Below are 23410 nucleotides of genomic sequence, written 5' to 3' on the forward strand. Positions count from 1 at the left end.
GATGGATCTCTTCCACAATCTGGCGATCGGCTTTGCGACGGCAGCCCAGCCCGCCAATCTGCTCTACGCCTTCTTCGGCTGCCTGCTCGGCACCTTGATCGGCGTGCTTCCCGGCCTCGGTCCGCTCGCGACCATCGCGATGTTGCTGCCGATCACCTATGCGCTGCAACCGGACGCCGCGCTGATCATGCTCGCCGGCATCTATTACGGCGCGCAGTATGGCGGCTCGACCACGGCCATCGTGGTCAATCTGCCCGGCGAGTCCTCGTCCGTCGTCACCACGATCGACGGCTACCAGATGGCGAAGCAGGGCCGCGCCGGCGTCGCGCTCGCGACCGCGGCGATCGGCTCCTTCTTCGCCGGCTGCGTCGCGACGCTCGCTCTTGCAGCCCTCGCGGGCCCTTTGACTGCGACCGCGCTCCTGTTCGGTCCCAAGGAATTCTTCGCGCTGATGATCCTGGGCCTGATCCTAGCCTCGGTGCTGTCGAGCGGCCCCTTCATCGAGGGCATCGGCATGGTCGTGCTCGGCATGCTCCTGAGTCTCGTCGGCACTGACCTCAACAGCGGCAGCCAGCGCTTTGCCTTCGGCATTCCCCAGCTGTTCGACGGCCTCGATTTCGTGCCGTTGGCGATGGGCATCTTCGGCTTCGCCGAGATCGTCAAGAATCTCGAGCAGGACGACAAGCTGTCGCTGGTGACGCAGAAGATCACCAATTTGTTTCCGACCCGCGACGACTTCCGTCGCATGGTGCCGGCGATGCTGCGCGGCACGGCGCTCGGCACGCTGCTCGGCGTTCTGCCCGGCGGCGGCGCGGTGCTGTCGTCGTTTGCGTCCTATACGCTGGAGAAGAAGCTGTCGCGCCACCCCGAGCAGTTCGGCAAGGGCGCCATCGAAGGCGTTGCCGGCCCGGAATCCGCCAACAATGCCGGCGCCCAGACTTCGTTCATTCCATTGCTGACCCTTGGCGTTCCCTCCAACGTCGTGATGGCGCTGATGGTCGGCGCCATGAACATCCATAACATCCATCCGGGCCCCGAGGTGATGACGAAGAACCCGACCCTGTTCTGGGGCCTGATCGCCTCGATGTGGGTCGGAAATCTGATGCTGCTGATCCTCAATCTTCCGCTGGTCGGATTGTGGGTGAAGCTGCTCACGATTCCCTACCGCTATCTATTCCCCGCGATCATGGTGTTCTGCTCGATCGGCGTCTATTCCATCAACAGCGGAACGTTCGAGGTCTATGAAGCTGCTGTGTTCTGCGTGTTCGGCTACATCCTGATCAAGCTGCAACTGCCGGCGGCACCGCTGCTGCTGGGCCTGGTGCTGGGTCCGGCCATCGAGGAGAACTTCCGCCGCGCCATGGTGCTGTCGCGGGGCGATGCCACCGTGCTGCTGACCTCGCCGCTCTCGGCGAGCCTGCTGGCTGCCGCTGCCATCGCGGTCCTCCTGATCATGCTGCCGACAATCCGCGCCCGGCGCGAGGAGGCGCTCCAGGAATGAGAGACTTCGGAAGGCTTCCGTCATGATCCGTGAACCTGCCGCCTTCGAGGCCCTACTGGAGCGTGTCCGCTGCTTCGTCCGCGACATCGCCATTCCAACCGAGGCACGCGTCGAAAGCTGCGATGAGGTCCCGGCGGACATCGTTGCCACCATGCGCGAGGAAGGCTTCTTCGGCTGGAGCATCCCCGAGACCTATGGCGGAGCCGGCCTCACCACGGAGGAGCTCGTCCTTGCCGCGTTCGAGCTGTCGCAATGCTCGGTCGCCTTCCGCGCCCGCGTGGGCACCAACACCGGCATCGGTTCGGAGGGAATCGTCGCCGATGGCACCGAGCAGCAGAAGCAGACCTATCTGCCGCGCCTTGCCAGCGGGGAATGGACCGGCTGCCTCGCGGTGACCGAGCCCGACGCCGGCTCGGAAGCTTCGAACGTGCGGACCATCGCCCGCCGCGAGGGCGATCACTACGTTCTCGACGGCGAGAAGTGCTTCATCACCAATGCGCCCGTCGCTGATGTCTTCACCGTCACCGCGCGAACCGATCCGCAGTCGAAAGGTGCCGCGGGCGTCTCGGCCTTCATCGTCGAGCGCAGTAGCCCGGGCCTTGCGACCGGCGCGCCCTATCGCAAGATGGGGCAGGCGGGCTCGCCCGTGAGCGCGGTCTATTTCAACCAGTGCCGGGTGCCCGCGGCCAATCTGATCGGCGGCCGCGAAGGCGCGGGCTTCAAGACCATCATGAAGGTGCTGAACAAGCAGCGCATTCATCTGGCCGCCCTGTCGACCGGGCCGGCGATCCGGATGCTAGACATGGCGATCCGCTATACCGGCAGCCGTGTTCAGTTCGGCGAGCCGATCGCGAATTACCAGCTGGTGCAGGCGATGATCGCGGACTGCCGGACCGAGATTTTCGCGGCGCAGTCGATGATTCTCGAGACCGCGCGCAAACGCGACCGCGGCGAAGACATCGCGCTCGAAGCGTCGATGTGCAAATATTTCGCGACCGAGATGTGCGGCCGCGTGGCCGATCGCTGCGTGCAGATGTTCGGCGGCGCCGGCTACGTCGCCGATCACTCCTCGATCGAACGCTGGTACAGGGACGTCCGGCTGTTCCGTCTTTACGAGGGCACCAGCCAGATTCATCAGCTCAACATCGCGCGCCTGCTGCTGCGGGATGCAGTGTGAGCCGTCAAGCCAAATTGAGGAAGTGAGATGAGCGGGCCGCTCGAAGGACTGAAGGTCCTGGACATCGCGACCATCGTCGCTGCGCCGTTCGCGGCAACGCTGCTGGCCGACTACGGCGCCGAGGTGCTCAAGATCGAGATGCCCGGGCAGGGCGACGGCGTGCGCGCCTTTCCGCCGTTCAAGGACGGCAAGCCGTTGTGGTGGAAGAGCGTCAACCGCAACAAGAAGTTCGCAACGCTCGACCTGCGCAAGCCGGAAGGCGTCGCGCTGTTCAAGCGGATGCTGCCGCAATTCGACGTGCTGATCGAGAATTTCCGCCCCGGCACGCTCGACCGTTGGGGATTGTCGAAGGAGGTGCTGTGGCAGATCCAGCCGCGTCTCGTCATCCTGCGCGCCACCGCGTTCGGCCAGGACGGACCGTATCGCGACAGGCCCGGCTTCGCGCGGATTTTCGAGGCGATGGGCGGGCTCACCTACATCACCGGGGAGGCCGGCGGTCAGCCGATGCATCCGGGCTATCCGATCGGTGACGCGATCGGCGGCCTGTTCGGCGCGGTCGGCGCGCTCGCGGCGCTGTGGAAGCGCGCGAAAAATCCGGATGCACCGGGTGAGGAGATTGATCTCGCGCTGACCGAAGCCGTTTTCCGGCTGCTCGACGTTTTGCCGATCGAGTTCGATCAGTTGGGAGAGGTGCGCGGCCGGATCGGAAACGGCAACGCGTATTCCGCGCCCGCCGCGGTCTACCGGACCCGCGATGATCGCTGGGTCACGCTGGCGGGCTCGACCAATGCGCTGTTTGCGGCGAATTGCCGGGCCATCGGCCGGCCTGACCTGATCGAGGATCCCCGTTTTTCCAACAACGCGCGCCGCGTCGAGCATTCGGCGGAGTTGAATGCGATCTTCTCGCAATGGTGCGGCGACCATACGCTCGAAGACGTGCTTGCCGCCTTTGCCGCCGAGGAGGGCACGCTGGCGCCGATCTATGCGATCGACCAGATCGCCGCCGATCCGCAATCCCTGGCGCGCGAGATGATCACCCGCGTTCCCGACCGGGATTTCGGCTCGGTGGCGATGTCGAATGTCGTGCCGCGTTTCACGGTCGATCGCGCGCGGTTGAAGACATCCGCGGGCGACATCGGCCAGGACAATCGCGAGATCTACCAGCGCTGGCTCGGGCTTTCAGAGGCCGAGATCGATCGCCTCGCCGAGCTGAAGGTCATCTGACAAGGTCGCGAGGCCGCAGGGCGAAGCAGGCTCGGCGGCGCTATTGCCGGGCCGCGATCGCGGTCATCTCGAGCTTGACGCCCGGACCGAGATCGGCCACGCCGATTGCAGCGCGCGCCGGCAGATGCGCTTCCGCGAAGTGCGCCTTCCAGGCCGCGTTGAACTCGGCCTTCTCCTTGAGATCGGTCATGTAGATGGTCACCTGCAAGACCTTGGAAACATCGGACCCGAGGGTCTTCAGCAGCTGCGCCAGCTGCCGGAGGACGTCGTTGGCCTGGCCCGACATATCGAGGCTCGTATCCTCGGGGACGATCCCGCCGATGTAGAGCACACCATTGTGCTCGACCACTTCGTGGAGAAGTCCTTCGTAGGGCAAGACGCGATTTATCATGATGAGACCGATACTGCTCGAGGGGATGCGTGGCGTATCGCATATTCCGACCACCAATACGAGACCCTTACCTCACTGGCCCTCCGCGCCTTCTGATCATGAGGAGGAGCGGGGGACGCAGCAAGGTGCATTCCCGCTTTGCGGCCGGTGCTGCCGCGCACGGCTTTGGCCGGAAATCAGGAAGCTCGCCAGCGCCAGCATCCAGACGGAAAGCCCGCCATAGAGCATCACCAGCCTGAAGCCATGGATCAGCGCATCCTGCAGGACGGCTTCCGCCGCCGGCGTCAGGCTCAGCTCGGGGATATCGGACACGCGGACGGCACCGCCGGCGATCTTCTGCGCAACATCTTGCAGGCAGCCGGCGTCGAGCGCGACGGGAAGTGTGCTGCTCAGCCGGGACGAAATGCCCGCGATCAGGATGAAGCCTATCAAGGCGATGTTGATCGCCAGCGAAATCATGCGGGCGCTCATGTCGATCCCTGAGGCCATGCCGGCCCGCGTGCTCGGCGCCGATGCGGTCGTGACGTTGGTCACCGGCGTATTGGTGAGACCGAGGCCGACGCCTGCGAGGAGGCATCCCGGCGCCAGCGTCAGCCAGCTGACATGCGCGACGCCGCTGCCGGTCCACATCAGTAGGAAGCCGAGACCGATCACGAACAGGCCGGCCGGGATGGCGATGCCGCCGCCAAACCTCAGCAAGATCCGTTCGCCGAACGGCGGAACGACGAGCGTCGGAAGTGTGTAGGCGAGCAGCGCCAGGCCTGCCGCGATGTTGTCGTAGCCAAGCGCGCTACGGAAGAAGATCGGCAGGGAGATCATGAACGGCCAGAAGCTGAAGTTCATGCCGGCCGACCCCAGCAGGGCGCCAGAGAAGGCGGGTATGCGCAGGACCGAGAAGTCGAACATCGGGCGGGCGCTACGCGTCTCCGCCAGCACGAAGGCGACGAAGCTGAGAACCGCCGTCGCGACAATCGCAAAGCCGGTCGGACTGGTGAAGCCGAAATCAGGACCCTGCGTGATGTAGAAGGCCACACAGAACACCGAGGTTGAGAGCGTCGCGATCCCCGCGACATCGAGATGCGTCGCGTCGGGATCGCGCGACTCCTGCACGCCGGTCGCGGCGAGCGCAGTCGCGGCAATGGCGATGACGGCATGGACCAGGAACACCCACTGCCAGCCGGAGACTGCGACGATCGCCGCCCCGATGATGGGGCCGAAGCCAAGGCCAATTCCGAAGATGATCCCCCAGGCCGCAAAGGCGCGAGCGCGCTCCGGTCCTTCCTGGAATTGATGTGAGAGAACCGCAACCTGGCAGATCAGCATCGCGCCGCCGCTCATGCCCTGAAGGAAGCGGCTCCCGATGAGGACCAGGGCGTCCTGTGCTAGGCCGCAGACCAGCGAGGCAAGTCCGAACACGACGATGCTGACGACGAACACAAGTTTTCTGCCATAGCGATCCGCCAGCGTCCCCGTCGCCATCAGAACCGTCGTAACTGCGATGGTGTAGGCGTTCATGATCCACTGGAGCTGCTGGAAGGTTGCGTGCAGCACCGTCTCCAGTGTCGGCAGGATCGTCGGCACGCTGGAGATCTCCAGACCGAACATGAGGGACGCAAGGCACGCCGCGGCGAGGGCAATCGTGTTTCGTCGTGATGGTGAGACCGTCAAAGCTATGACCTCCAAACTTGGTGCCGATGACGGACGTGCAGGCGCGGCATCCCTCGATCGAAGGATGCTGCTTTCCCCTGCGCTGCCGTGCGTCAGGCCGCGCGAACATAGGGGGGCCTTGACCACAACAAAATCCGATCAATATAGATTTCAGAGACAACAAAGCCGGATGGTGGAATGCTCTCGCTCGATGTCGATGCCGTCAGGGCTTTTGTGATGGTGGCGGATCTCCACAGCTTCACGCGCGCCGCAAAGGCTTTGGGGACTACGCAAGGGGCGATCAGCGTGAAGCTGAAGCGGCTCGAGGATCGCATCGGTCATCGCTTGCTCGAACGCACGCCGCGCTCGGTGCGGCTGTCGGCGCAGGGAACCGCCTTCCTCCAGGGCGCGCGGGACTTCATCGCGGCTCACGAGCGCGCGATCGCGGGACTCACTGCGCCGCCGCGTCACTTCGGCCTCGGCATTGCCGCGCATGTCGCAGGCCCGGAGGTTCCGTCCCTGCTGTCGCGGCTCCATGCGCATGATCCGAATTTGACCATCGAGGTCCAGCTCGACAGTTCGCGAAACCTCCTCGATCTGTTCGATCAGGGACGGCTGGACGCGGCCATCGTCCAGCGCGAGGACGATCGTCGCGACGGCGAGACGCTTGCACACGAGCGCTTCGGCTGGTTCGCAGCGCAGGGGTTCGAGCACAGGCCGGGAGAGCCCTTGCGCCTCGCCGCGCTGGCCGCGACCTGCGGTGTCCGCAACATCGCCACGCAGGCACTGGACGCTGCCGGCATCAAATGGACCGAGGTGTTTTTGGGAGGTGGCTCCTCTGCGGTCCACGCCGCGGTTGTGGCCGGACTCGCAATCGCACCGTTGTCGTATCGGATCGCTCCTGGCGGCACGATCGACATCGGCGAGCGGCTTGGGCTACCAAAACTTCCACCGTCCGAGGTCGTGCTTCATTCGTCCTTGACGGATCGACGGTCGCGGGCTGCCCTGGCCGCATTGGCGGCCGCATTCCGCGAGCATCGTGCGCCGGCGTGAGCCCACGCGAAGCCAGCGACTGTCGTTCCAACGAAACGTTCACCAGACCGCACGGCGTACAGGGGAGCCCCGCGTCTACGTCAGCCTGATCGCCATGACATCGGGATGTGGATCGGTATACTGCCACCACGCACCGGAACAAGGATCTCGCGATGGACGATACGATTGGCTTCCCCGACCCGGGCCTCGACCTGTCGGACGGCTTCAAGCCGCACACCTCGCATTGGGGCGTGTTTTCCGCGCGTCACGGCGAAGCCGGGCTCGAGGTCAGGGCCTATGCGGGCGATCCTGATCCGAACGGCATCATCGAAAATTTCCCCGGCGCGCTGCGCCACCAGGCGCGCATCGCCCAGCCGGCGATCCGCCGCGGCTGGCTCGAGCGGGGTCCAGGTCCGGACGATCGCCGCGGCCGCGACGAGTTCGTCTCGGTGAGCTGGGAGAAGGCGCTCGATCTGCTCGGCGACGAGCTCGGCCGCATCCGCGACACGCGCGGTCCCGGCGCCGTGTTCGGCGGCTCCTATGGCTGGTCGAGCGCGGGCCGCTTCCATCATGCCCAGAGCCAGGTGCACCGCTTCCTCAACATCGCCATGGGCGGCTATGTGCGCTCGGTGAACACCTACTCGTCGGGTGCGTCCTCGGTGCTGCTACCGCAGATCCTCGCGGGCTACGAGGACATCACCAAGCGCAACGTCACTTGGGAGCAGATCGCTGCCGAGACCGACATCGTGCTCGCTTTCGGCGGCATGGCGCTGAAAAACTCCATGGTGGCCGGCGGCTCGATCAGCAAGCATGTCGAGCGCGGCGCGATGGAAGCTGCGCGTCGGCGCGGCTGCGAGTTCATTCTGGTGAGCCCGCTGCGCGACGATCTTCCCGTCGAGGCGGGCGCGGAGTGGATGACCTGCGTGCCCGGCACCGACACCGCCCTGATGCTCGGCATCGTCCACACGCTGGTCGCGGAAAACCTGCACGACCAGGCCTTCCTCGATCGCTATACCGAAGGCTGGCCGGTTTTCTTGCGCTATCTCCTTGGCGAGAGCGACGGGCAGCCCAAGCACGCCGACTGGGCCGCATCGATCTCAGGCGTCGACGCCGACGCCATCCGCTCGCTTGCGCGCCGCGCTGCCGGCAAGCGCGCGCTGATCACCGTCTCGCATTCGCTCCAGCGCGCCGAGCATGGCGAGCAGCCGGTGTGGATGGGCATGGTGCTGGCGGCAGCCCTCGGCCAGATCGGACTCCCCGGCGGCGGCTACGCCTATTCGCTCGGCGCGATCGGCTATTACGGCCGCCGCGTCAACGACGTGCCGGGGCCGACGCTGGGGCAGGGCCGCAACGGCGTTGCCGATTTCATTCCGGTGGCGCGCATCGCCGACATGCTGCTCAATCCCGGCGCCACCTATCGCTACAATGGCGAGACGCGGACCTATCCGGACATTCGCCTCGTCTACTGGGCCGGCGGCAATCCCTTCCATCACCACCAGGACATCAACCGCCTGCGCAAGGCGTTTGCGCAGCTCGATACCTTCGTGGTGCACGAGCTCGCCTGGACTGCGACGGCGCGTCACGCCGACATCGTGCTGCCGAGCACGATGACACTCGAGCGCGAGGACATCGGCTATTCCACCAACGATCCCCTCATGGTCGCGATGCACCGCATCGCCGAGCCGTTCGGCCTTGCACGGGACGATTACGAGATATTTGCCGATCTCGCCGAGCGTCTCGGCGCCCGCGAACCCTTCACCGAGGGCCGCACATCGCGGCAATGGCTGGAGCATCTCTACGAGCCGACCCGCGCCTCGCTGGCCAAGCGCGGTCTTGAGGCCCCCAGCTTCGAAACATTCTGGCAGCGCGGCAGCCTGGTCGTGCCGCAGCAGCCCGACGATGGCGGCCGGCTGCGCCGCTTCCGCGAGGATCCCGTCAATCATGCGCTGCCGACGCCGAGCGGCCGCATCGAGGTCTTTTCGCAAAAGATCGCGGGCCATGGCGATGCGGATTGCCCCGGCCATCCGGTTTGGCTGAAAAAGACCGACATGCCGAGACCGGGCGCGCCGTGCTTCCTCGTTGCCAACCAGCCGGTGACCCGCCTGCACAGCCAGCTCGATTTCGGCGGCCATTCGCTTGGCGCAAAGCATCGCGGCCGCGAGGTCGCGCGCATGAACCCGGTTGATGCAAATGCCCGCGGCATCAAGGATGGCGACATCATCCGCCTGTTCAACGAACGCGGCGCGTGCCTTGCCGCCGTCCACGTCACCGACGGCATCGCGGCCGGTGTCGTGCAGCTTCCGACCGGCGCCTGGTACGATCCGATGGACCCCGAGGACGAGGCGCCGCTCTGCGTGCACGGCAATCCGAACGTGCTCACCCGCGACATCGGCACGTCGTCGTTCGCGCAAGGCTGCACGGGGCAGCTGACGACGGTGGAGGTGGAGAAGTTCACCGGCAATCTGCCGCCGATCCGGGCGTTCGATCCGGTGTAGGGGGAAGGCGCCTTCGCCTTCCTGTTTGCGGAAGGGCGCCGTTGCCGGCTACGCATGACTCTGCCGGGCGCCCTGCTGAACGGCCGCTGATGCGCTGCATCAAAAACGATAGCGCAAATGACTGGGGCCGACGCAAGTACCTGCAAGGACGCGGCTTGTAGCGATTTCGCCCCAGTGCATCTTCAAAACGCATCGGTCGTGGTCCCACGAAACCTGTCTGCACGCCCAGCGTCCAGGACGCGCCCCTACACCTCTGGATTGTACGATCGAACAGGAATATACTGGCTAACTGCGCCCCCTTTTTATTAGGCGCCCCGTTGATACGCTTCCACGTTGCTTCCTGCGAATTGCGCGCAGGCGCTGATGCGAACGAAGACTTTTTCCGTATTACAAATAAAGATTTTGAACATGTCGATTCCAGCAGCTGCGGCCCCGCCACGAGGAAGCTTTCCGTTTGTCGTCTGCTTGGTTTGCCTGGCGGCTTACTTCAGCTACCATCTTGTCAAATTCTCCCCGCTCTCGGACTACTTCCTGTACACGGCGGAGTTTGCGCACGACAATTTCGGCTGGCGATTGATCGCTCAATTCCTGCTCTGCATCGGGTTGTATCTGATCTTCGCCATTCTGCTATTTCGCAGAGTCATTTCGCGTGCAAAGGGCACCGCGCTCTCTCCGGCACCATCGGTCATCGAACGATTGGCGCGGTTGATCATTCTCGTCATGCCGGCCGTTGCTCTCAGCTATTTGCTGATCGATGCCGCGGGCCAAGCCGCCGGCGGGTCATGGGTGATCTGGCTGGCTGCCTCCGTTGTCATCATTACCACCGTGATTCAGGCGATCATGGCCTCAATTCCGATAAATCAAGAGCAGCGTGTTGCGTCCGTCGGGAAAACGCTGGCCATTCTGGTGTTGGCCGGCGGCTGCGCGCTCGCGCTTTATTTTTGGCTTTGGTACGACGTGATCGGTGCAACCTTCTTCATCGGTGGCGTCGGAATCATCCTGCTGTTTCTCGTATGTCTGTTGCTGCTCGGTGAGGCCCTCATTTGGTTGAACGGCATCGTTTATGGGGCCACTGCTTGGCTCCTTGTGGTAGTTCTGCTGAGCCAATTCATTGGCGGTTCATCGCCTGAATTTCCCTACAGCGTCGTTGACATCGGCGACGCAAAGCCGGAAACGCCCGCGGCAATCGAGAGCACCGTTCAAAATCGCAAGGTGCCAAGCCTTGTTCCTGGTTTCCGCAGCTGGCTGGAACAGCGCCGGATTTCGGCTGGGTCGGGTGAGCAAGGGCGGAAATATCCGATCTTCATCGTAGCAGCGCAGGGAGGCGGTCAGTACGCGGCCTATCACACGGCACTCTCCCTTGCCCGCCTCTATGATAGCTGCCCGAAACTCAAAGACCATGTCTTCGCGATCAGCGGCGTCTCCGGCGGAAGTCTGGGCGCGAGCATCTTCAGCGAACTGTTGCGTCGATCTGAACCGCTCGGGGACGGGTGCTCCGCTGCTCCGGTCAGTGACGGCAAGCTGGAGAAATCCGTCCGCGAGTTCTTTGAATACGATTTGGTGACCCCGGTCGTCGCGAGCGGACTTTTCTTCGATGCGCCAACTCTTGCCATTCCGCAACTGCATCTTGCTCCGGACCGGGCAAACACGCTCGAGCTAGCCGTCAAGAACGCGATCAACGCCGTAACGGGCTCGAACGGAGACGACAGCTCAACACAGTTCTATTCGTCATGGTCTGCCGCAGGTGTTGCTCCAGCGCTGTTCTTGAACACAACCAGCGCGAACTATGGAAGGCCGACCCTGATTTCGCAGCTATATATGACAGACAAGCGTACCGCGGGTGCATTCTCGGAGGTGTTCGCCTCGGTTTGGGGCCGGCTCACGCAACAAACCGAGAAAGATCCTGAGCGGCTGAGGGCTGTTCAGCGCATGGTCACCACCGGGATTCGTTCGAGCGAGTATTCGCGGCCGGCCTATTTCAACATTCTCGAATATCGCCCCAATCTTCAATTGTCGCTTCTGACGGCAGCAATACTGAGTGCGCGTTTTCCCTATGTGACGCCGCCCGGCGTGTTGTATGCGGACAAGAAGATCGTAGCTGCGGACGCGACATTGCGGGAGACCACCGGGCTTCAATTGATCGACGGCGGTTTCTGGGACAACAGCGGCATCGCCACCGCTATCGAGATCATCAAGCAGTTGCAGGCTGCCGAGGACACCAAGACTCTCGTATCAAATCTCGAACTTCATCTGATTTCGTTCGGGCATTCGAATGCAGCATTGCAGTTGGAGGGGCAGCGAGGTGCTCAATCAGAGCTTGTGGCGCCGATCACGACATTCGAAGCGGTGCGGACCGCGCGCAGTCTCCGCCAGGCCGATGCGTTGGCTGCCGGCTTCAAGTTCGTGCACGGTTATCAACTCTTCGATCATGAATTTCAGGCGCCTTTGTCGTGGACGCTGTCGGCTCGTATGCGGGCCCAGATTGAGGAGCGGAGCGGCGGCCGGGCTGATCCATTGGTATGTTGTACGCTGATCTTGCCCGCCTTGCCGTCTATTGTTTCCAACTTCATGTCCTTCTTCGGTTCCATTCCTGAGCTCGTTCTCGACGTCCGTCCGTTCAAGAAGTACCTGGACACAAGCTCCGTCTCCGATCTGCAGCGACAGGGCCTTAAGCTGTTTGCTCCGAACGCGCGGCAATTCGCGGACGTTGTCCGGGCGGTTCGTGAAAATTCAGAGATCCCAAGGCAGCCTTCGAAATAGCCCGCAGGCTGAAATATCGGCCAAGCGGTGCGCCGCACCGGCGCGCATGAGCGGTTCCCGACGGGAAGAAAATGGGGCCGTCCTGTGTGGGCGCGGGGACGGCCCCGAGAGGCTCGCAGGACCCGGGAGGAGGAGGGTGCGAGCCGGCGCAAGTGCTACGCGGCGGCGCTCGTGATCCAATCCCCATCGGCCGAAGGACGGCGTCGCGGCAGCGCTTCGACCTCGAAGCGCTGGTTCTTGCTCGCAAGGCGCCAGCGTGCCGGAGACTGGCCGCTGATGCGCTTGAACACGGTCGAGAAATGCGCCTGCGTGCTGAAGCCCACGGCGAGTGCGATCTCGGCCAGCGGCCGTCCGGTCGTCGCGAGCAGCGTCTTCGCGTGCTCGATCCGGTATTTGAGCAGATATTCGCGAGGACGATAGCCGGTCGCGGCGCGGAATTGTGCCGCAAAGTGCATCCTGGACAGGCCGGCGACATTGGCGAGCTCGGACAGGCTGATGCAGCGGTCGAAATGATCGGCGATGTATTGCTCGACCCGACGCAACCGCCATTTCGGCAAGGCATTGACCCGCGCGCGCGGCAATTCCAGCCGGGTCAGATGCATCGCGAGGGTCTGGCCGATGCAGAAGGTGAATTGGTGGTCGGCGGCATCGCCACGTTCGATCAGCGCCTTGGCAAGCTCGGCTGCGAGCGGGTCGCGCAGCAGCACCAGATCGTTCAGTCCCTCGGCCGCGGCGAGTTGCGCCGGAAAATGGTCCGCGGAGATGTGGAAGTGCAGGAAGGCGCACGGCGACTGGAATTGCACGGCGAGGGGTTTTGATGGCGCGGTGACATACAGCGTGCCCTCGGGCATGGTGCCGTCGAAAACGACCTGGCGGTCCCGGGTCAATTTCGCGCGTGTGGACTTGAGGGCGATGGCGACGAAATAGCAATCCTCGGGCGTCGTCGCCTGATGCGAGGAGGTGCTTCGCGCCTCTTCCCATCGCGAGATCGTGATGTCCGCGATGTCGGCCTGCGGACTGCGGACGACCTGACGCCATTGGCTTTCCCGGGCGATAGCCTCTGTGGCTCGGGACATCTCGTGATCCCGCGAGCAGATCGGAAAATCAATCGAGCCGTGCGCCGCGTGCAAATTGATCGACATCGTTGGTCCTCTCCTGGCTCTGCCGCTCTTGCAACGACGGGCGAGCGCGCAAACCCATTCCTTTTCATGCTGGGAGAATAGGCGCGACTTGGCCAGGAAGCCCGTTAGGGGTGATTAGGATGTGTTAGTTTTTGTGCGTGCTCACTGGGTGCGACAGCCCGCCGCAGTAGCTCTGATTGCGCTCAGTTTTTCAGACAATTGCGTGGATGCCTCGTCATGGGACAGCGCAGCGATAGTCGCGCGGCGATCGATGCGGCCCGGCACGGCCTAACCGAACAGCCATGCCGGACCAAACTGGATGAGCACGAGAAGGACAACGACGAGGAGAGCCGTCGCGGCAAGCAACCTGCGCATGCTTCGTCTCCCGTTGCTGCGGACCTCGCGGGCGTCATGGCTAACTTGCGGCCGCCACGTCCAGGATAGCGTCGGCAAAGGCCTTCGGTGCCTCCTGCGGGAGGTTGTGGCCGATGCCGCCCTTGATGGTCCGGTGCGAATAGTGCCCCGAGAACTTCTTGGCATAGGCCGACGGCTCCGGATGCGGCGCGCCGTTGGCGTCTCCCTCCATGGTGATGGTGGGCACGGTGATCACGGGCGCCTGCGCCAGCTGCGCCTCGTAGGCGTCGTATTTCGCCTCGCCCTCGGCGAGGCCGAGCCGCCAGCGGTAATTGTGGATCACGATCGCGACGTGATCCGGATTGTCGAAGGCCTTGGCGCTGCGCTCGAAGGTGGCATCGTCGAAATGCCATTGCGGCGAAGCGAGCTGCCAGATCAGCTTCGAGAAGTCGCGCCGGTACTTGTCATAGCCTTCGCGGCCGCGCTCGGTCGCGAAATAGAACTGATACCACCATTGCAGCTCCGCCTTCGGCGGCAGCGGCATCTTGCCGGCCTGCTGGCTGCCGATCAGATAGCCGCTGACCGAGACCATCGCCTTGACGCGCTCCGGCCAGAGCGCCGCGACGATGTTGGCGGTCCGCGCGCCCCAATCGAAGCCGGCAAGCGTGGCCTTTTCGATCTTGAGTGCGTCCATCAGCGCGACGATGTCGGTTGCGATCGCCGCCGGCTGGCCGTTCCGCATCGTCGCGTTGGACAAGAAGCGCGTGCTGCCGTAGCCGCGCAGATAGGGGACGATCACGCGACGCCCGGCCGCCGCGAGCATCGGTGCGACGTCGACGAAAGCGTAGATGTCGTAAGGCCAGCCGTGCAGCAGGATCACGGGCGGCCCGTCGGCCGGCCCCGCTTCGGCATAGCCGACGTTGAGGAGGCCGGCGTCGATTTGCTTCAGCGATGCGAAGCTCGTGTTGGCTCCCGGCTTGATGGCGCCGGCGGACTTCGCCGGCTTCGCCGTCTCCGCGGCGGCCGTCGCGGTCAGCGAAAGCTGCGCTGCCGCGAAGGTCATGGCCGCGCCGGCGAAGAACTGGCGGCGTTCACGGTCGATCTTGTCGGACATGTCGATCTCCTCTCGTCCTTGTCTTGCAGGACGTGCGGCCGTTCGCCGTGCTGTTGGTACCGGCTGTCGCCGCCGCTACTCGAACACGGCGTCGAAAATCTCGACGTCCATCAGTACGGGCTTTGCGATCACGCTTCCGTCAGGGCGCAGCGCCTGCGCGCGTCGAAGCGTCGGCACCACGATGCCGCCAAAACTGTCATGCGCCCAGGAGTAATGCGCGACCTTCGTTCCAAAAAGATCGTGATCGGTCCGCCGCTGCAGCGCGTTCTCGTCGAAATAGAAGATCTGCTCGGGCGCGAGCGTGATCAAATGCGGGGGGAATTGCGCCCGTAGCCGCCGCCACGTCTCGGTGTTCTCGCGCCATGGCGCAAGCTCTTCGGTGACGACATCGGGATGGGCGAGCAGGAACGGATTGGTCAGGTAGTTCCAGATCGCGACGCCGCAGAAGAAGACGAGGTGCAACTCGTCGGCGAGCGCAGGGGAGCCGACCTCGGGAAACGCAAGGCTCGGATTGCGCCAGGTCCGCAGCACCTCGCCGTCCACGCTCTCGATCGTGATCGCATCGGGCTGAAAGGTGCCGGAATGTTCGCCCCCGGTGATGCCGGTGAAGCGGACCGATTGCGTGCGGGTCGAGCCTTCCGCGGTCACGTCCTTGAATTCCCTGGCATGCCCAGCGCTGGTGAACAGCGTGCCGCCGACGGAAAGGTGGAGCGTGAACCGGTCCAGGCTGTTCCAGTGGGCCATGCCGCCGCAGGCATCGATTGCATCGTCAAGAAGCGCCATATCCCGTCATGTCCGCCGTGAAGCGGCACCACCATGGCGGGGCGCATGCGGCTTGGCATGTTAGAAGTTGTTAGGAGTTGCGAGCGCTTGGGATGGCAGTATCTCGTTGAAGACGCTCTCAATTCAGCGTGTTCAGCAATCCCTTTGCGGCGACCAGATCGCGGCTCTGAAGACCCTCTTGATATTGCGCGACGAGCGGGGCGAGCAGGGCGCGTGCTTCGCCTGCTTTTCCGGCCCGCTGCCAGATACGGCCGAGGCTGATCGCGCCGCGGAGCTCCCAGCCGAGCGCGCATTGCCGCCGCGCCAGATCGAGCGATCTGCGCAGATAGCTCTCGGCCTCTGCCGGATTGCCCGACCGCGCCAGGATCTCGCCCTTGACCCTGAGCATCTCCGGCATGTCGAACGACTCGCCGTGATCGGGGACCTGACCGATGGCCTCATTGATGGTCTGCAAGGCCTCTTCGGACAGGTCTTGCGCGGCGAGACCCTCGGCGAGCGCGGTCGCGAACACCGTCGTCATGATCCGGTGCCGTGTCACGTACAGCGTCGCCTGGCTGCGGCGGAGGTGCTCGATTCCCGCAGCAACCTCGCCGCGGCGCAGCATCAGCTCGCCCTTCTGGCCGATGCCGACCGCGTGATAGGGACCGAGGAAGTGCCGCGCCGAATGGTCGATCAGCCGCTCGATCAGGATCTCGGCATTGGCGAAGTCACCAACCCAGAGAAACACGTAGATCGTCCAGACCAGGGAGATGCCGAGCGTCAGCGGCTGTTCGAGCAGCTCGGCCTCGCGCACGGTGTATTCGGCCGCCTCGATCGCGCGATCGGGCCGGCCGGTGAGCCACAGCCCGCGTGCCAGCGCCACCAGCGCGACGATGCGGTCGTCATAGCCGAGATGGCCGATATTCAGCCGCTGCGAGCCGGGATTGTGCAGCATCGCGCTTTGGCAGAACTGCACGGCCTTGTCTTGGTTGCCGATCAGATGATGCGCGACGCCCAGCATCCATTCGACGTTCAGCGTCGCGGCGGGATCGTTCAGCTTGCGCGCGACGCTCTCGCCCTGTTCGCCGGTCCCGAGCGCGCCGTGAAAATCTCCGACCCTGGTCAGGTAAATGTGCAAGCCGCGCAGCAGCCAGAGCTGCCAATGCAGATCCCCGAGCTCCCGTGCCAGCTTGAGGCTGCGCGTGAATGCTGCCCGGACCGCGTCGGTATTGCCTTGCGTGAACATCACGGAGACGCCAAGCGCAGCCTGCAGCGTCATCTCCTGGCGGTTGTCCATCGTGCCCGTGTCGAGCGCCTGCTGGGTCCAGCGATAGCACTCCGTCAGCAATGTCAGCTCGAGGAAGAACTGGGCTGCGGAGGCCGCCAGATCCACGCCGATCGTCCGGTCGCCGCCATCCGAGAAGCTCCAGGTCAGCGCGGCCCGGACATTGGGCAGGTGGTCGGCATAGGGAAGGAAGCCGCCTGCCGTCTGCATGCCCGTGGACTTGAGCGCGATGTCGCGCAGGAAGTCGCGGAAATATTCGGCGTGGGCACGCGCGACGCGGGTCGCTTCGCCGTTCTCGACAAGCTTGTCGCCGACGAAGGTGCGGGTGGTGTCGAGCAGGCGATAGCGCAGTCGCCGCTCCGCCGGCGAGGTCGCGATCAGGGATTTGGAGAGCAGGTTCGAGATCGCCTCGGCGGCTTCAGACTCGCTGATGCCCTGGCTGCATGCGACGGCCAGCGCAGCCTCCAGCGTGAAGGGGCCGACGAACACCGACAGTGCGCGCAGCGCCGCGCTTTCGGTCGGCGGCAGCAGATCGTAGCTCCAGGCCAGCGCGGCGCTCAGGGTCTGGTGCCGCGGGATCGCGGTGCGCCGTCCGCGCCACAAGAGCGAGAAGCGGTTGTCGAGCAGCGAGGCGGTCCCGGCGATGCCGTAGGCGTTGACGCGTCCGGCCGCGAGCTCGATCGCGAGCGCGATGCCGTCCAGCCGCCGGCAGATATCGGCGACGAGCGGGGCGTCCTCCTCGCTGAGCTCGAAGTCACCCAGGCTCTCGGCGATGCGCTCCACGAAGAGCTGGCTTGCGGGATAAGCAAGGATGTCGGCGATGCCGAGCCCGTCGCGCTGTGGCGGGCAATCCAGCGGAAACAGCCGATGAACGCGTTCGCCTTCGGTGCGAAACGACTCGCGGCTGGTGGCAAGAACATGCAGCTCGCCCGCCTCGCGGATCATGCGCTCGGCCAAGGGCGCCAGTTCATCGATGATGTGTTCGCAGCTGTCGAACACCAGCAGCATCCGCCGGCTGCGCAGGAACGTCAGCAAGCCAGGCATCGGGTCGTCGGAATTGACGGTCAGGCCGAGCGCGGCCGCAATCGTCCCGGGAACGAGCCGCGCATCGGTCAGCGCGCCGAAATCCACGAAGCTCACCCGGCCGTCGAAAGCCTGGAGCTCGCCATGCGCCACGGCGAGCGCGACCGAAGTCTTGCCGATCCCGCCGGGGCCGACGATGGTGACGAAGCGATGCTGGGCGAGCTCGGCGGAAATCCGCTCCACCGCCTCGTCCCGCCCGATCATCTTCGCAAGCGGCGCGGGAAGTGCGTGAGGAGCGGGGACCGCCGGGCTCGGCCGCCGCTCCGGAGTTTCGGACCGCTGCAGCGGAGCCGCGAAGCAATAGCCGCGTCCGGGCACGTTGACGACATAGCGCGAGCCTTCGCCGGCATCCCCTAAGGCCTTGCGCAGCGTCGTGATGTGGAAGCGCAGACTGCCCTCGTCGACATTCACGTCGGCCCAGACGCGCTTGATCAACTCCCGCTTGTCCACGACCTCGCCGGCGCGCTCGGCGAGAAAAATCAGGATGTCGAGCGCGCGGCCGCCGAGGTGAAGCGGCGCGCCGTCCTTCTCCAGAAGGCGAGACTTGGCGAACAGGCGGAATGGCCCGAAGGCAATAGCCGAATCCTGGTCGCTAATGTTCGGCACGGGCCGTCGATTCCAGTGAAAGAGCTGACATCTGCGCTTTGGTCTAGCAGAACGAGGTCGTCAGTAAACTAACCGAAAGTGGCGAAATCGCGCGGCAATCTGTCAGCCGATCTGTGGCAAATTTTGCTTAAACGCGAGCGGCTTACCGCGCGGTCTGCGACGATTCGTCAGCCTGCTTGACCGTGCAGAGGACAGCTTCGCTGCCACTCTCTGTTTGCAGCCGATCATAACAGAATCTTGCAACGTCTAACGAGCAATGCGCGCAGACTGCATCCAGTATGGCCTCCGAGTTCAGCACTACGTCAAACGGGGAGGCTATGATGTCCGGTATCGGCGCTCGACCGAACGACCACGTTGTTCGACCTGAATTCGTAGCCAGTCTCGACGATCAGTTGCGCGATTGGGAACTCGTGCTGCGGGAATCCCACCATCGGATGAAGAACACGCTGACGCTGCTGGGCGCGTCAGTCCGTCGCGATTTCACGCGGGCAGGGCCAAGGGACGTCTCGGTTGCGTTGGACCGGTTCGAGCGGCGCATCGTCGCCTTCGGCAGGCTTTATCAGCTGCTGTCCGACAACGACGATCCCGCGCCGGTTTCGATCGGGGTCTTCTTCGAGAATTTGTGCGGAGCGCTCTCCGAGGCGGTGCTGGCGCCTGCGGGCATCCGCTGCGAGGCTGCGATCGCGAGCGGCACGCTGTCGGCGTCTCAATGCCATCGGCTCGCGCTGATGTTGACGGAGCTGGTGACGAATGCGGCAAAGCATGCCTTCCCGAACAAGAAGGGTGCGTTGATCCGCATCGACATGGCGCGGCACGACGGCGCCTGGCTCTGTACCGTCGCCGACAACGGCATCGGTGCGACCGGTCCGCTTCAGGGCACCGGCAGCCGCATCCTCGAGGGGCTTGCACGCAGCGTCCAGGCGCGGCTGCATGGCGAGACGGGACAGGGCGGCACGCGGGTAACCATCGTGATGCCGGCGGCCGCCTGAAAAACCATCTCTCTCTTCGCAATCGCTGCACCTCACACCTGGGAGTTCCACATGGCCACACTCGATATCAACCGCGACGCCGCCTCCAAGCCCTCGACATCGCGCAGCGTCGATCTGAAGCTCGAGGTCATCGTCATCCCCGTGTCCGACGTCGATCGTGCCAAGGCGTTCTACACGCGTCTCGGCTGGCGATTGGACGCAGACTTTACATCCGGCGACGACTGGCGGGTGATCCAGTTCACGCCGCCAGGTTCGGCCTGTTCGGTGATCTTCGGCCGGAACGTCACGTCCGCGGCGCCCGGCTCGATGCGTGGCCTGTACCTGATCGTCGCCGATCTGGAGGCGGCCCGACAGGATCTGCTCGACCGCGGCATCGCGGTCAGCGCACCGTTCCACGGCGGCGGCGATGTTCACGCCGGGCTGGACGAGCCGTATCTGTTCGGCAGCGTTCGGGTCAGCGGCGCTGACCCGAAGCACGGCAGCTATAGCTCGTTCGCCTCGTTCAGCGATCCCGACGGCAATGGCTGGTTGTTCCAGGAAGTGACGTCGCGGCTGCCTGGACGCATCGAAGGAGGCAGCACGACATTCGCCTCGACGGCCGAGCTCGCGGCAACATTGCGCCGCGCGGCGGCGGCGCATGGCGAGCACGAGAAGCGGACCGGCGGGCATGACGAGAACTGGGCGGATTGGTACGCCGACTACATCGTCCGCGAGCAAGCCGGCCAGCCGCTGCCGTCTTGAGCATGCGTCGCAAAGAAGAAGCGCAAGTGGTCGGCACGCCGCTCGCTTTGTTCTGCATCGGAACCGCTGCGGCGCTCGACCGGTTGGAACGGCCGCAGGCGGTCACGCCGATGTCGCCTCCACCGGTACGGAGCGCCGGTGCTTGAAAACAAACAAGGAGAACCGAGATGATCCGCAAGGCAAAAGCAGTCTGGAAGGGCACTGGTCGCGACGGCACCGGCCATCTCTCGAGCGAATCCGGCGTGCTCACTGATACGCCCTATTCGTTCAAGACCCGCTTCGAGAACGAGAAGGGCACCAATCCCGAGGAATTGATCGCGGCGGCCCATGCCGGCTGCTTCACCATGGCGCTGGCCTTCGGACTGCAGATGGCCGGCTTCACGCCGGACGAGCTGTCGACGGAAGCCGCCATCACGCTGGAGCCGGAAGGCAAGGGTTTCAAGATCAGCAAGTCGGCGCTCACCCTGCGGGCCAAGGTGCCGAATCTGGACGAGGCAGGATTTGCCAAGATTGCCGGCGAGGCCGAGAAGAACTGTCCGGTGTCGAAAGTGCTCAACGCCGCGGTCACGCTGGACGCCAAGCTGGGCTAGCCGCAGGCCTTCAACGCTTGTCCATCCGGTTTTGAGGAACCGGGTGGACATAGGCGAACTGCCCGCCTTTCGGACGGGCAGCCGAATGCATATGATAAGACAGATGCAGGGCGATCAATCGGGAGCGGAGAGATGACGACGGAGCGTGCAGTTTTGGCCGGAGGCTGTTTCTGGGGCATGCAGGATCTGATCCGCAAGCAACCGGGCGTGATCTCGACCCGAGTTGGCTACACCGGTGGGCACGTCAAGAACGCCACCTATCGCAACCACGAAGGCCACGCCGAAGCGATCGAGATCAACTTCGATCCGGCCAAGACCAGCTTCCGGACCATGCTGGAGTTCTTCTTCCAGATTCACGATCCCACCACGCTCAACCGTCAGGGCAACGATCTCGGCACGAGCTACCGCTCGGCGATCTTCTACACCAGCGACGAGCAGAAGCGGGTCGCCGAGGACACCATTGCCGACGTCGAGGCGTCGGGCCTGTGGCCGGGCAAGGTTGTCACCGAGGTCGCGCCGGCGCGCGAGTTCTGGGAAGCCGAGCCGGAGCATCAGGATTATCTCGAACGTTATCCCGATGGCTACACCTGCCACTTCATCCGGCCCAACTGGAAGCTGCCGCGGCGCGCGGCTGCCGTGGGCGGCTAGATCTACTCCGACGGCAGGCGCGAGAAGCGGAAATTGCAGTGGCTCGCGCCGCCGGCCAGCGTTTGCGTCCGTTCCAGGCGGATCCCTCGCGTCGCATACGCGTCGAAATCAAGCCCGCAAATGTTGGGCAGGATGTCCTTGTCGCCATGGCGAGCGGCAAATTTGCAGAAGCCGCAAGCCTTGTAGTTGATGCCGAATTCAAACTTGTCACCCGGGCCGGGCTCGACGAAATCGTAGACGAAATCTTCCGGAAATGCGTCCTGGTGGCTTGCGTTCGTGCTTTTTGCAGCCTGCTCGCGCAGCAAGGCCTGGTTCTCTGACGACATAAATTGGCGCCCCGAAGCGAGACGTTCCGCTTCGGGGACGGTGAGCAATTGCGCCTTGTAGGTTTCGCGCTCGATCTCGCCGATCACGGGCAGCGGTACACCATGCCGCCGCAGCACCCGGCTGATCGCCATGAAGCCCATCAGGCGCATGAAGAAGTCGCTCATGCGGCTCGCCGTGCCGCCCACATAAGGCATCTGGGTGAGCACGATCTCGAATTCGTCCATCACCTCTCGTCTGATCGCGTGGATGTCGGAGACATGCGCGCGCTCGCAGAGCATCGCTTCGGCAAGGTCGAGGCGATGGCGCATGGCGGCCTCCATGGCGTTGCGATGCTGCGCGTAAAAGGGATGGACGGTCTCAGCCATTGGACACCTGACAAGTTTGGCTCATCGCAAAGTCGGCGAAGCCGGTTTCATTCCGCCGCGATTGCCTCGATCTCCAGCAGCCATTTGCTGTTGACGGTCTGGGCGATCACGACCGTCACCGCGGGCTGATGGTCGCCGAGCATCGCGCGGCGAATGGTGCGGTTGGTCACGAGCTGAGCCCGGTCAGTCAGGAACGTGGTGACCTTGACCAGATGCTCGACGCCAAGGCCGGCGGCGGCGAGCACCTCCTTGACGTTGCGCCAGGCCTGCTCGCATTGCGCCTCGAACCCTTCAGGCACGGAGCCGTCGGATCTCTCGGGCACCTGGCCGCTGATGAACAACAGGCGGCGATGCTGCGTCAGTTCAAGTCCCATGCAGTAGCCGCCGGCGGGAGGGTAGACCGTTGCGGGATTGTGGCTGACGATATGAGGTAGGGGCATAGGGTTTCTCCGGATTGCGGCGTAACCGTACCCGGCGACATCGCCGCGGCGCAAAGCATCATTGCTGCGGTTCAGCGCAAGAAAATCTATTGCAAGGCCGGCGCCTATCAGTGTCAAACTTGCGGTGCGATGACCTACGCCCTTCCACCACTCAACGCGCTTCGCGCCTTCGAAGCCGCCGCACGGCATCTCAGCTTCAAGCTGGCCGCGCACGAGCTGCATGTGACGCCCGCCGCCGTGGGGCAGCAGGTGAAAGCGCTGGAGGCACGCCTCGGCGTGCAGCTGTTCGAGCGGCTGCATAAGCAGCTGATCCTCACTGCGGCCGGGCAGGCCTATCTGCCCGGGGTGTCCGAAGGCTTTCGCCACATTGCCGAGGCAACCTCGCAATTGAAGCCGTCAGGTGCAGTGTTGTTGCAATTGGGCGTCCATGCCAGCTTCGACCTGCGCCGGCTCGATCTGGCGGCGTTTCGCAGCGCGCATGCCGACATCGGCTTGCGCGTGCTGCAGCCCGCCGGCCTGCACGAGCTGGTCGAGGGCAAGGTCGACCTCTTGATCGCCCGCGGTCTCGGTCACCATCCGGGCTATCGCTGCGACCGCGTCGATGAGGGATCCGGCCTGGGAGACTGGCTGATCGCGCCCGAAGGCACCGCGGATTGTCCTGAAATCGTCAGCTTCCGCGCGTGGCTGCGCGCTGTGATCGCGCAGAGCCCGCACACAAACCGCCGTCCTCGACTGGTCGGCGGTGTCGGAATTTGAGG

Annotated in this window: 19 protein-coding genes; 11 read left to right on the forward strand and 8 right to left on the reverse strand. The window is 64.2% G+C overall.

The window, feature by feature from the left end:
* The first annotated feature begins 1 nt into the window (after nucleotide 1).
* Genes BRAGE_RS0104250 through BRAGE_RS0104260 form a run of 3 tightly spaced genes read left to right on the forward strand, consistent with a single transcriptional unit; the run spans nucleotide 2 to nucleotide 3902 of the window.
* The gene (locus tag BRAGE_RS0104250; protein ID WP_027564588.1) at nucleotides 2–1501 is read left to right on the forward strand and encodes a tripartite tricarboxylate transporter permease; all 1500 of its coding nucleotides are present in this window, start codon (nucleotides 2–4) and stop codon (nucleotides 1499–1501) included.
* A 22-nt stretch (nucleotides 1502–1523) separates the two neighbouring features.
* Nucleotides 1524–2678, forward strand: a complete 1155-nt coding sequence (locus BRAGE_RS0104255; protein ID WP_027564587.1) for an acyl-CoA dehydrogenase family protein — start codon at nucleotides 1524–1526, stop codon at nucleotides 2676–2678.
* 27 nt (nucleotides 2679–2705) lie between these two features.
* The gene (locus BRAGE_RS0104260; protein ID WP_027564586.1) at nucleotides 2706–3902 is read left to right on the forward strand and encodes a CaiB/BaiF CoA transferase family protein; all 1197 of its coding nucleotides are present in this window, start codon (nucleotides 2706–2708) and stop codon (nucleotides 3900–3902) included.
* A gap of 40 nt (nucleotides 3903–3942) precedes the next feature.
* On the opposite strand, the gene BRAGE_RS0104265 is transcribed toward BRAGE_RS0104260, so the two are convergent.
* Both BRAGE_RS0104265 and BRAGE_RS47750 read right to left on the reverse strand, forming a co-directional pair.
* Entirely contained in the window at nucleotides 3943–4293 is a 351-nt protein-coding gene (locus tag BRAGE_RS0104265; protein ID WP_027564585.1) for a RidA family protein, read from the reverse strand.
* Between the two features lie 96 nt (nucleotides 4294–4389).
* Nucleotides 4390–5898 carry an MFS transporter gene (locus tag BRAGE_RS47750; RefSeq protein WP_084560357.1) on the reverse strand — a complete coding sequence of 503 codons (1509 nt, stop codon included), beginning with the start codon at nucleotides 5896–5898 and terminating at the stop codon, nucleotides 4390–4392.
* A 240-nt stretch (nucleotides 5899–6138) separates the two neighbouring features.
* Here BRAGE_RS47750 and BRAGE_RS0104275 point away from each other — a divergent pair, with 240 nt between their 5' ends.
* The 3 genes from BRAGE_RS0104275 (at nucleotide 6139) to BRAGE_RS0104285 (ending at nucleotide 12227) form a co-directional block, all read left to right on the forward strand.
* Nucleotides 6139–6993 (forward strand): LysR family transcriptional regulator, encoded by an 855-nt coding sequence (locus BRAGE_RS0104275; RefSeq protein WP_027564584.1) that lies wholly within the window; start codon nucleotides 6139–6141, stop codon nucleotides 6991–6993.
* Between the two features lie 152 nt (nucleotides 6994–7145).
* Entirely contained in the window at nucleotides 7146–9467 is a 2322-nt protein-coding gene (locus BRAGE_RS0104280) for a molybdopterin guanine dinucleotide-containing S/N-oxide reductase (RefSeq protein WP_027564583.1), read from the forward strand.
* A 363-nt stretch (nucleotides 9468–9830) separates the two neighbouring features.
* Nucleotides 9831–12227, forward strand: a complete 2397-nt coding sequence (locus BRAGE_RS0104285) for a hypothetical protein (protein ID WP_035729372.1) — start codon at nucleotides 9831–9833, stop codon at nucleotides 12225–12227.
* A gap of 155 nt (nucleotides 12228–12382) precedes the next feature.
* Here the strand turns inward: BRAGE_RS0104285 and BRAGE_RS0104290 are convergent, their stop codons facing one another.
* From BRAGE_RS0104290 to BRAGE_RS0104310, 4 genes are all read right to left on the reverse strand, one after another.
* Complete coding sequence (locus BRAGE_RS0104290) at nucleotides 12383–13369, reverse strand: helix-turn-helix domain-containing protein (RefSeq protein ID WP_027564581.1); 987 nt, start codon at nucleotides 13367–13369, stop codon at nucleotides 12383–12385.
* A 394-nt stretch (nucleotides 13370–13763) separates the two neighbouring features.
* The gene (locus BRAGE_RS0104300; protein WP_027564580.1) at nucleotides 13764–14816 is read right to left on the reverse strand and encodes an alpha/beta fold hydrolase; all 1053 of its coding nucleotides are present in this window, start codon (nucleotides 14814–14816) and stop codon (nucleotides 13764–13766) included.
* A 75-nt stretch (nucleotides 14817–14891) separates the two neighbouring features.
* Entirely contained in the window at nucleotides 14892–15599 is a 708-nt protein-coding gene (locus tag BRAGE_RS0104305) for a hypothetical protein (RefSeq protein ID WP_027564579.1), read from the reverse strand.
* Nucleotides 15600–15717: 118 nt separating this feature from the next.
* Nucleotides 15718–18552 carry an ATP-binding protein gene (locus tag BRAGE_RS0104310; protein WP_027564578.1) on the reverse strand — a complete coding sequence of 945 codons (2835 nt, stop codon included), beginning with the start codon at nucleotides 18550–18552 and terminating at the stop codon, nucleotides 15718–15720.
* A gap of 320 nt (nucleotides 18553–18872) precedes the next feature.
* Here BRAGE_RS0104310 and BRAGE_RS0104315 point away from each other — a divergent pair, with 320 nt between their 5' ends.
* From BRAGE_RS0104315 to msrA, 4 genes are all read left to right on the forward strand, one after another.
* A complete protein-coding gene (locus BRAGE_RS0104315) occupies nucleotides 18873–19541 on the forward strand; it encodes a sensor histidine kinase (protein ID WP_027564577.1) in 669 nt (222 codons plus the stop codon).
* A gap of 51 nt (nucleotides 19542–19592) precedes the next feature.
* On the forward strand, nucleotides 19593–20282 hold the full coding sequence (locus BRAGE_RS0104320) for a VOC family protein (RefSeq protein ID WP_027564576.1): 690 nt from the start codon (nucleotides 19593–19595) through the stop codon (nucleotides 20280–20282).
* Nucleotides 20283–20449: 167 nt separating this feature from the next.
* Nucleotides 20450–20872 (forward strand): OsmC family protein, encoded by a 423-nt coding sequence (locus BRAGE_RS0104325; RefSeq protein WP_027564575.1) that lies wholly within the window; start codon nucleotides 20450–20452, stop codon nucleotides 20870–20872.
* Between the two features lie 132 nt (nucleotides 20873–21004).
* Nucleotides 21005–21520, forward strand: a complete 516-nt coding sequence (msrA, locus tag BRAGE_RS0104330; protein ID WP_027564574.1) for a peptide-methionine (S)-S-oxide reductase MsrA — start codon at nucleotides 21005–21007, stop codon at nucleotides 21518–21520.
* Between the two features lie 2 nt (nucleotides 21521–21522).
* On the opposite strand, the gene BRAGE_RS0104335 is transcribed toward msrA, so the two are convergent.
* A complete protein-coding gene (locus tag BRAGE_RS0104335) occupies nucleotides 21523–22212 on the reverse strand; it encodes an L-2-amino-thiazoline-4-carboxylic acid hydrolase (protein WP_027564573.1) in 690 nt (229 codons plus the stop codon).
* Between the two features lie 47 nt (nucleotides 22213–22259).
* Nucleotides 22260–22652, reverse strand: coding sequence for a RidA family protein (locus BRAGE_RS0104340; protein ID WP_027564572.1), 393 nt, complete (start codon nucleotides 22650–22652; stop codon nucleotides 22260–22262).
* Between the two features lie 129 nt (nucleotides 22653–22781).
* On the opposite strand from BRAGE_RS0104340, the gene BRAGE_RS0104345 reads away from it, so the two are divergent.
* Nucleotides 22782–23408 carry a LysR family transcriptional regulator gene (locus BRAGE_RS0104345; protein WP_027564571.1) on the forward strand — a complete coding sequence of 209 codons (627 nt, stop codon included), beginning with the start codon at nucleotides 22782–22784 and terminating at the stop codon, nucleotides 23406–23408.
* The last annotated feature ends 2 nt before the right edge of the window (nucleotides 23409–23410 follow it).

It is taken from the genome of Bradyrhizobium genosp. SA-4 str. CB756, assembly GCF_000473125.1.
Lineage (GTDB): Bacteria > Pseudomonadota > Alphaproteobacteria > Rhizobiales > Xanthobacteraceae > Bradyrhizobium > Bradyrhizobium arachidis.

Bases quoted from the DNA above. Each gene is read 5' to 3' on its own strand.
- BRAGE_RS0104265 (WP_027564585.1), bottom strand. From the start codon at position 4,293: ATGATAAATCGCGTCTTGCCCTACGAAGGACTTCTCCACGAAGTGGTC.
- BRAGE_RS0104260 (WP_027564586.1), top strand. From the start codon at position 2,706: ATGAGCGGGCCGCTCGAAGGACTGAAGGTCCTGGACATCGCGACCATC.
- BRAGE_RS0104320 (WP_027564576.1), top strand. From the start codon at position 19,593: ATGGCCACACTCGATATCAACCGCGACGCCGCCTCCAAGCCCTCGACA.
- BRAGE_RS0104275 (WP_027564584.1), top strand. From the start codon at position 6,139: ATGCTCTCGCTCGATGTCGATGCCGTCAGGGCTTTTGTGATGGTGGCG.
- BRAGE_RS0104280 (WP_027564583.1), top strand. From the start codon at position 7,146: ATGGACGATACGATTGGCTTCCCCGACCCGGGCCTCGACCTGTCGGAC.
- BRAGE_RS0104250 (WP_027564588.1), top strand. From the start codon at position 2: ATGGATCTCTTCCACAATCTGGCGATCGGCTTTGCGACGGCAGCCCAG.
- BRAGE_RS0104285 (WP_035729372.1), top strand. From the start codon at position 9,831: ATGCGAACGAAGACTTTTTCCGTATTACAAATAAAGATTTTGAACATG.
- BRAGE_RS0104325 (WP_027564575.1), top strand. From the start codon at position 20,450: ATGATCCGCAAGGCAAAAGCAGTCTGGAAGGGCACTGGTCGCGACGGC.
- BRAGE_RS0104335 (WP_027564573.1), bottom strand. From the start codon at position 22,212: ATGGCTGAGACCGTCCATCCCTTTTACGCGCAGCATCGCAACGCCATG.
- BRAGE_RS0104305 (WP_027564579.1), bottom strand. From the start codon at position 15,599: ATGGCGCTTCTTGACGATGCAATCGATGCCTGCGGCGGCATGGCCCAC.
- msrA (WP_027564574.1), top strand. From the start codon at position 21,005: ATGACGACGGAGCGTGCAGTTTTGGCCGGAGGCTGTTTCTGGGGCATG.
- BRAGE_RS0104255 (WP_027564587.1), top strand. From the start codon at position 1,524: ATGATCCGTGAACCTGCCGCCTTCGAGGCCCTACTGGAGCGTGTCCGC.
- BRAGE_RS0104290 (WP_027564581.1), bottom strand. From the start codon at position 13,369: ATGTCGATCAATTTGCACGCGGCGCACGGCTCGATTGATTTTCCGATC.
- BRAGE_RS47750 (WP_084560357.1), bottom strand. From the start codon at position 5,898: ATGTTCGGTCTGGAGATCTCCAGCGTGCCGACGATCCTGCCGACACTG.
- BRAGE_RS0104300 (WP_027564580.1), bottom strand. From the start codon at position 14,816: ATGTCCGACAAGATCGACCGTGAACGCCGCCAGTTCTTCGCCGGCGCG.
- BRAGE_RS0104340 (WP_027564572.1), bottom strand. From the start codon at position 22,652: ATGCCCCTACCTCATATCGTCAGCCACAATCCCGCAACGGTCTACCCT.
- BRAGE_RS0104345 (WP_027564571.1), top strand. From the start codon at position 22,782: ATGACCTACGCCCTTCCACCACTCAACGCGCTTCGCGCCTTCGAAGCC.
- BRAGE_RS0104315 (WP_027564577.1), top strand. From the start codon at position 18,873: ATGTCCGGTATCGGCGCTCGACCGAACGACCACGTTGTTCGACCTGAA.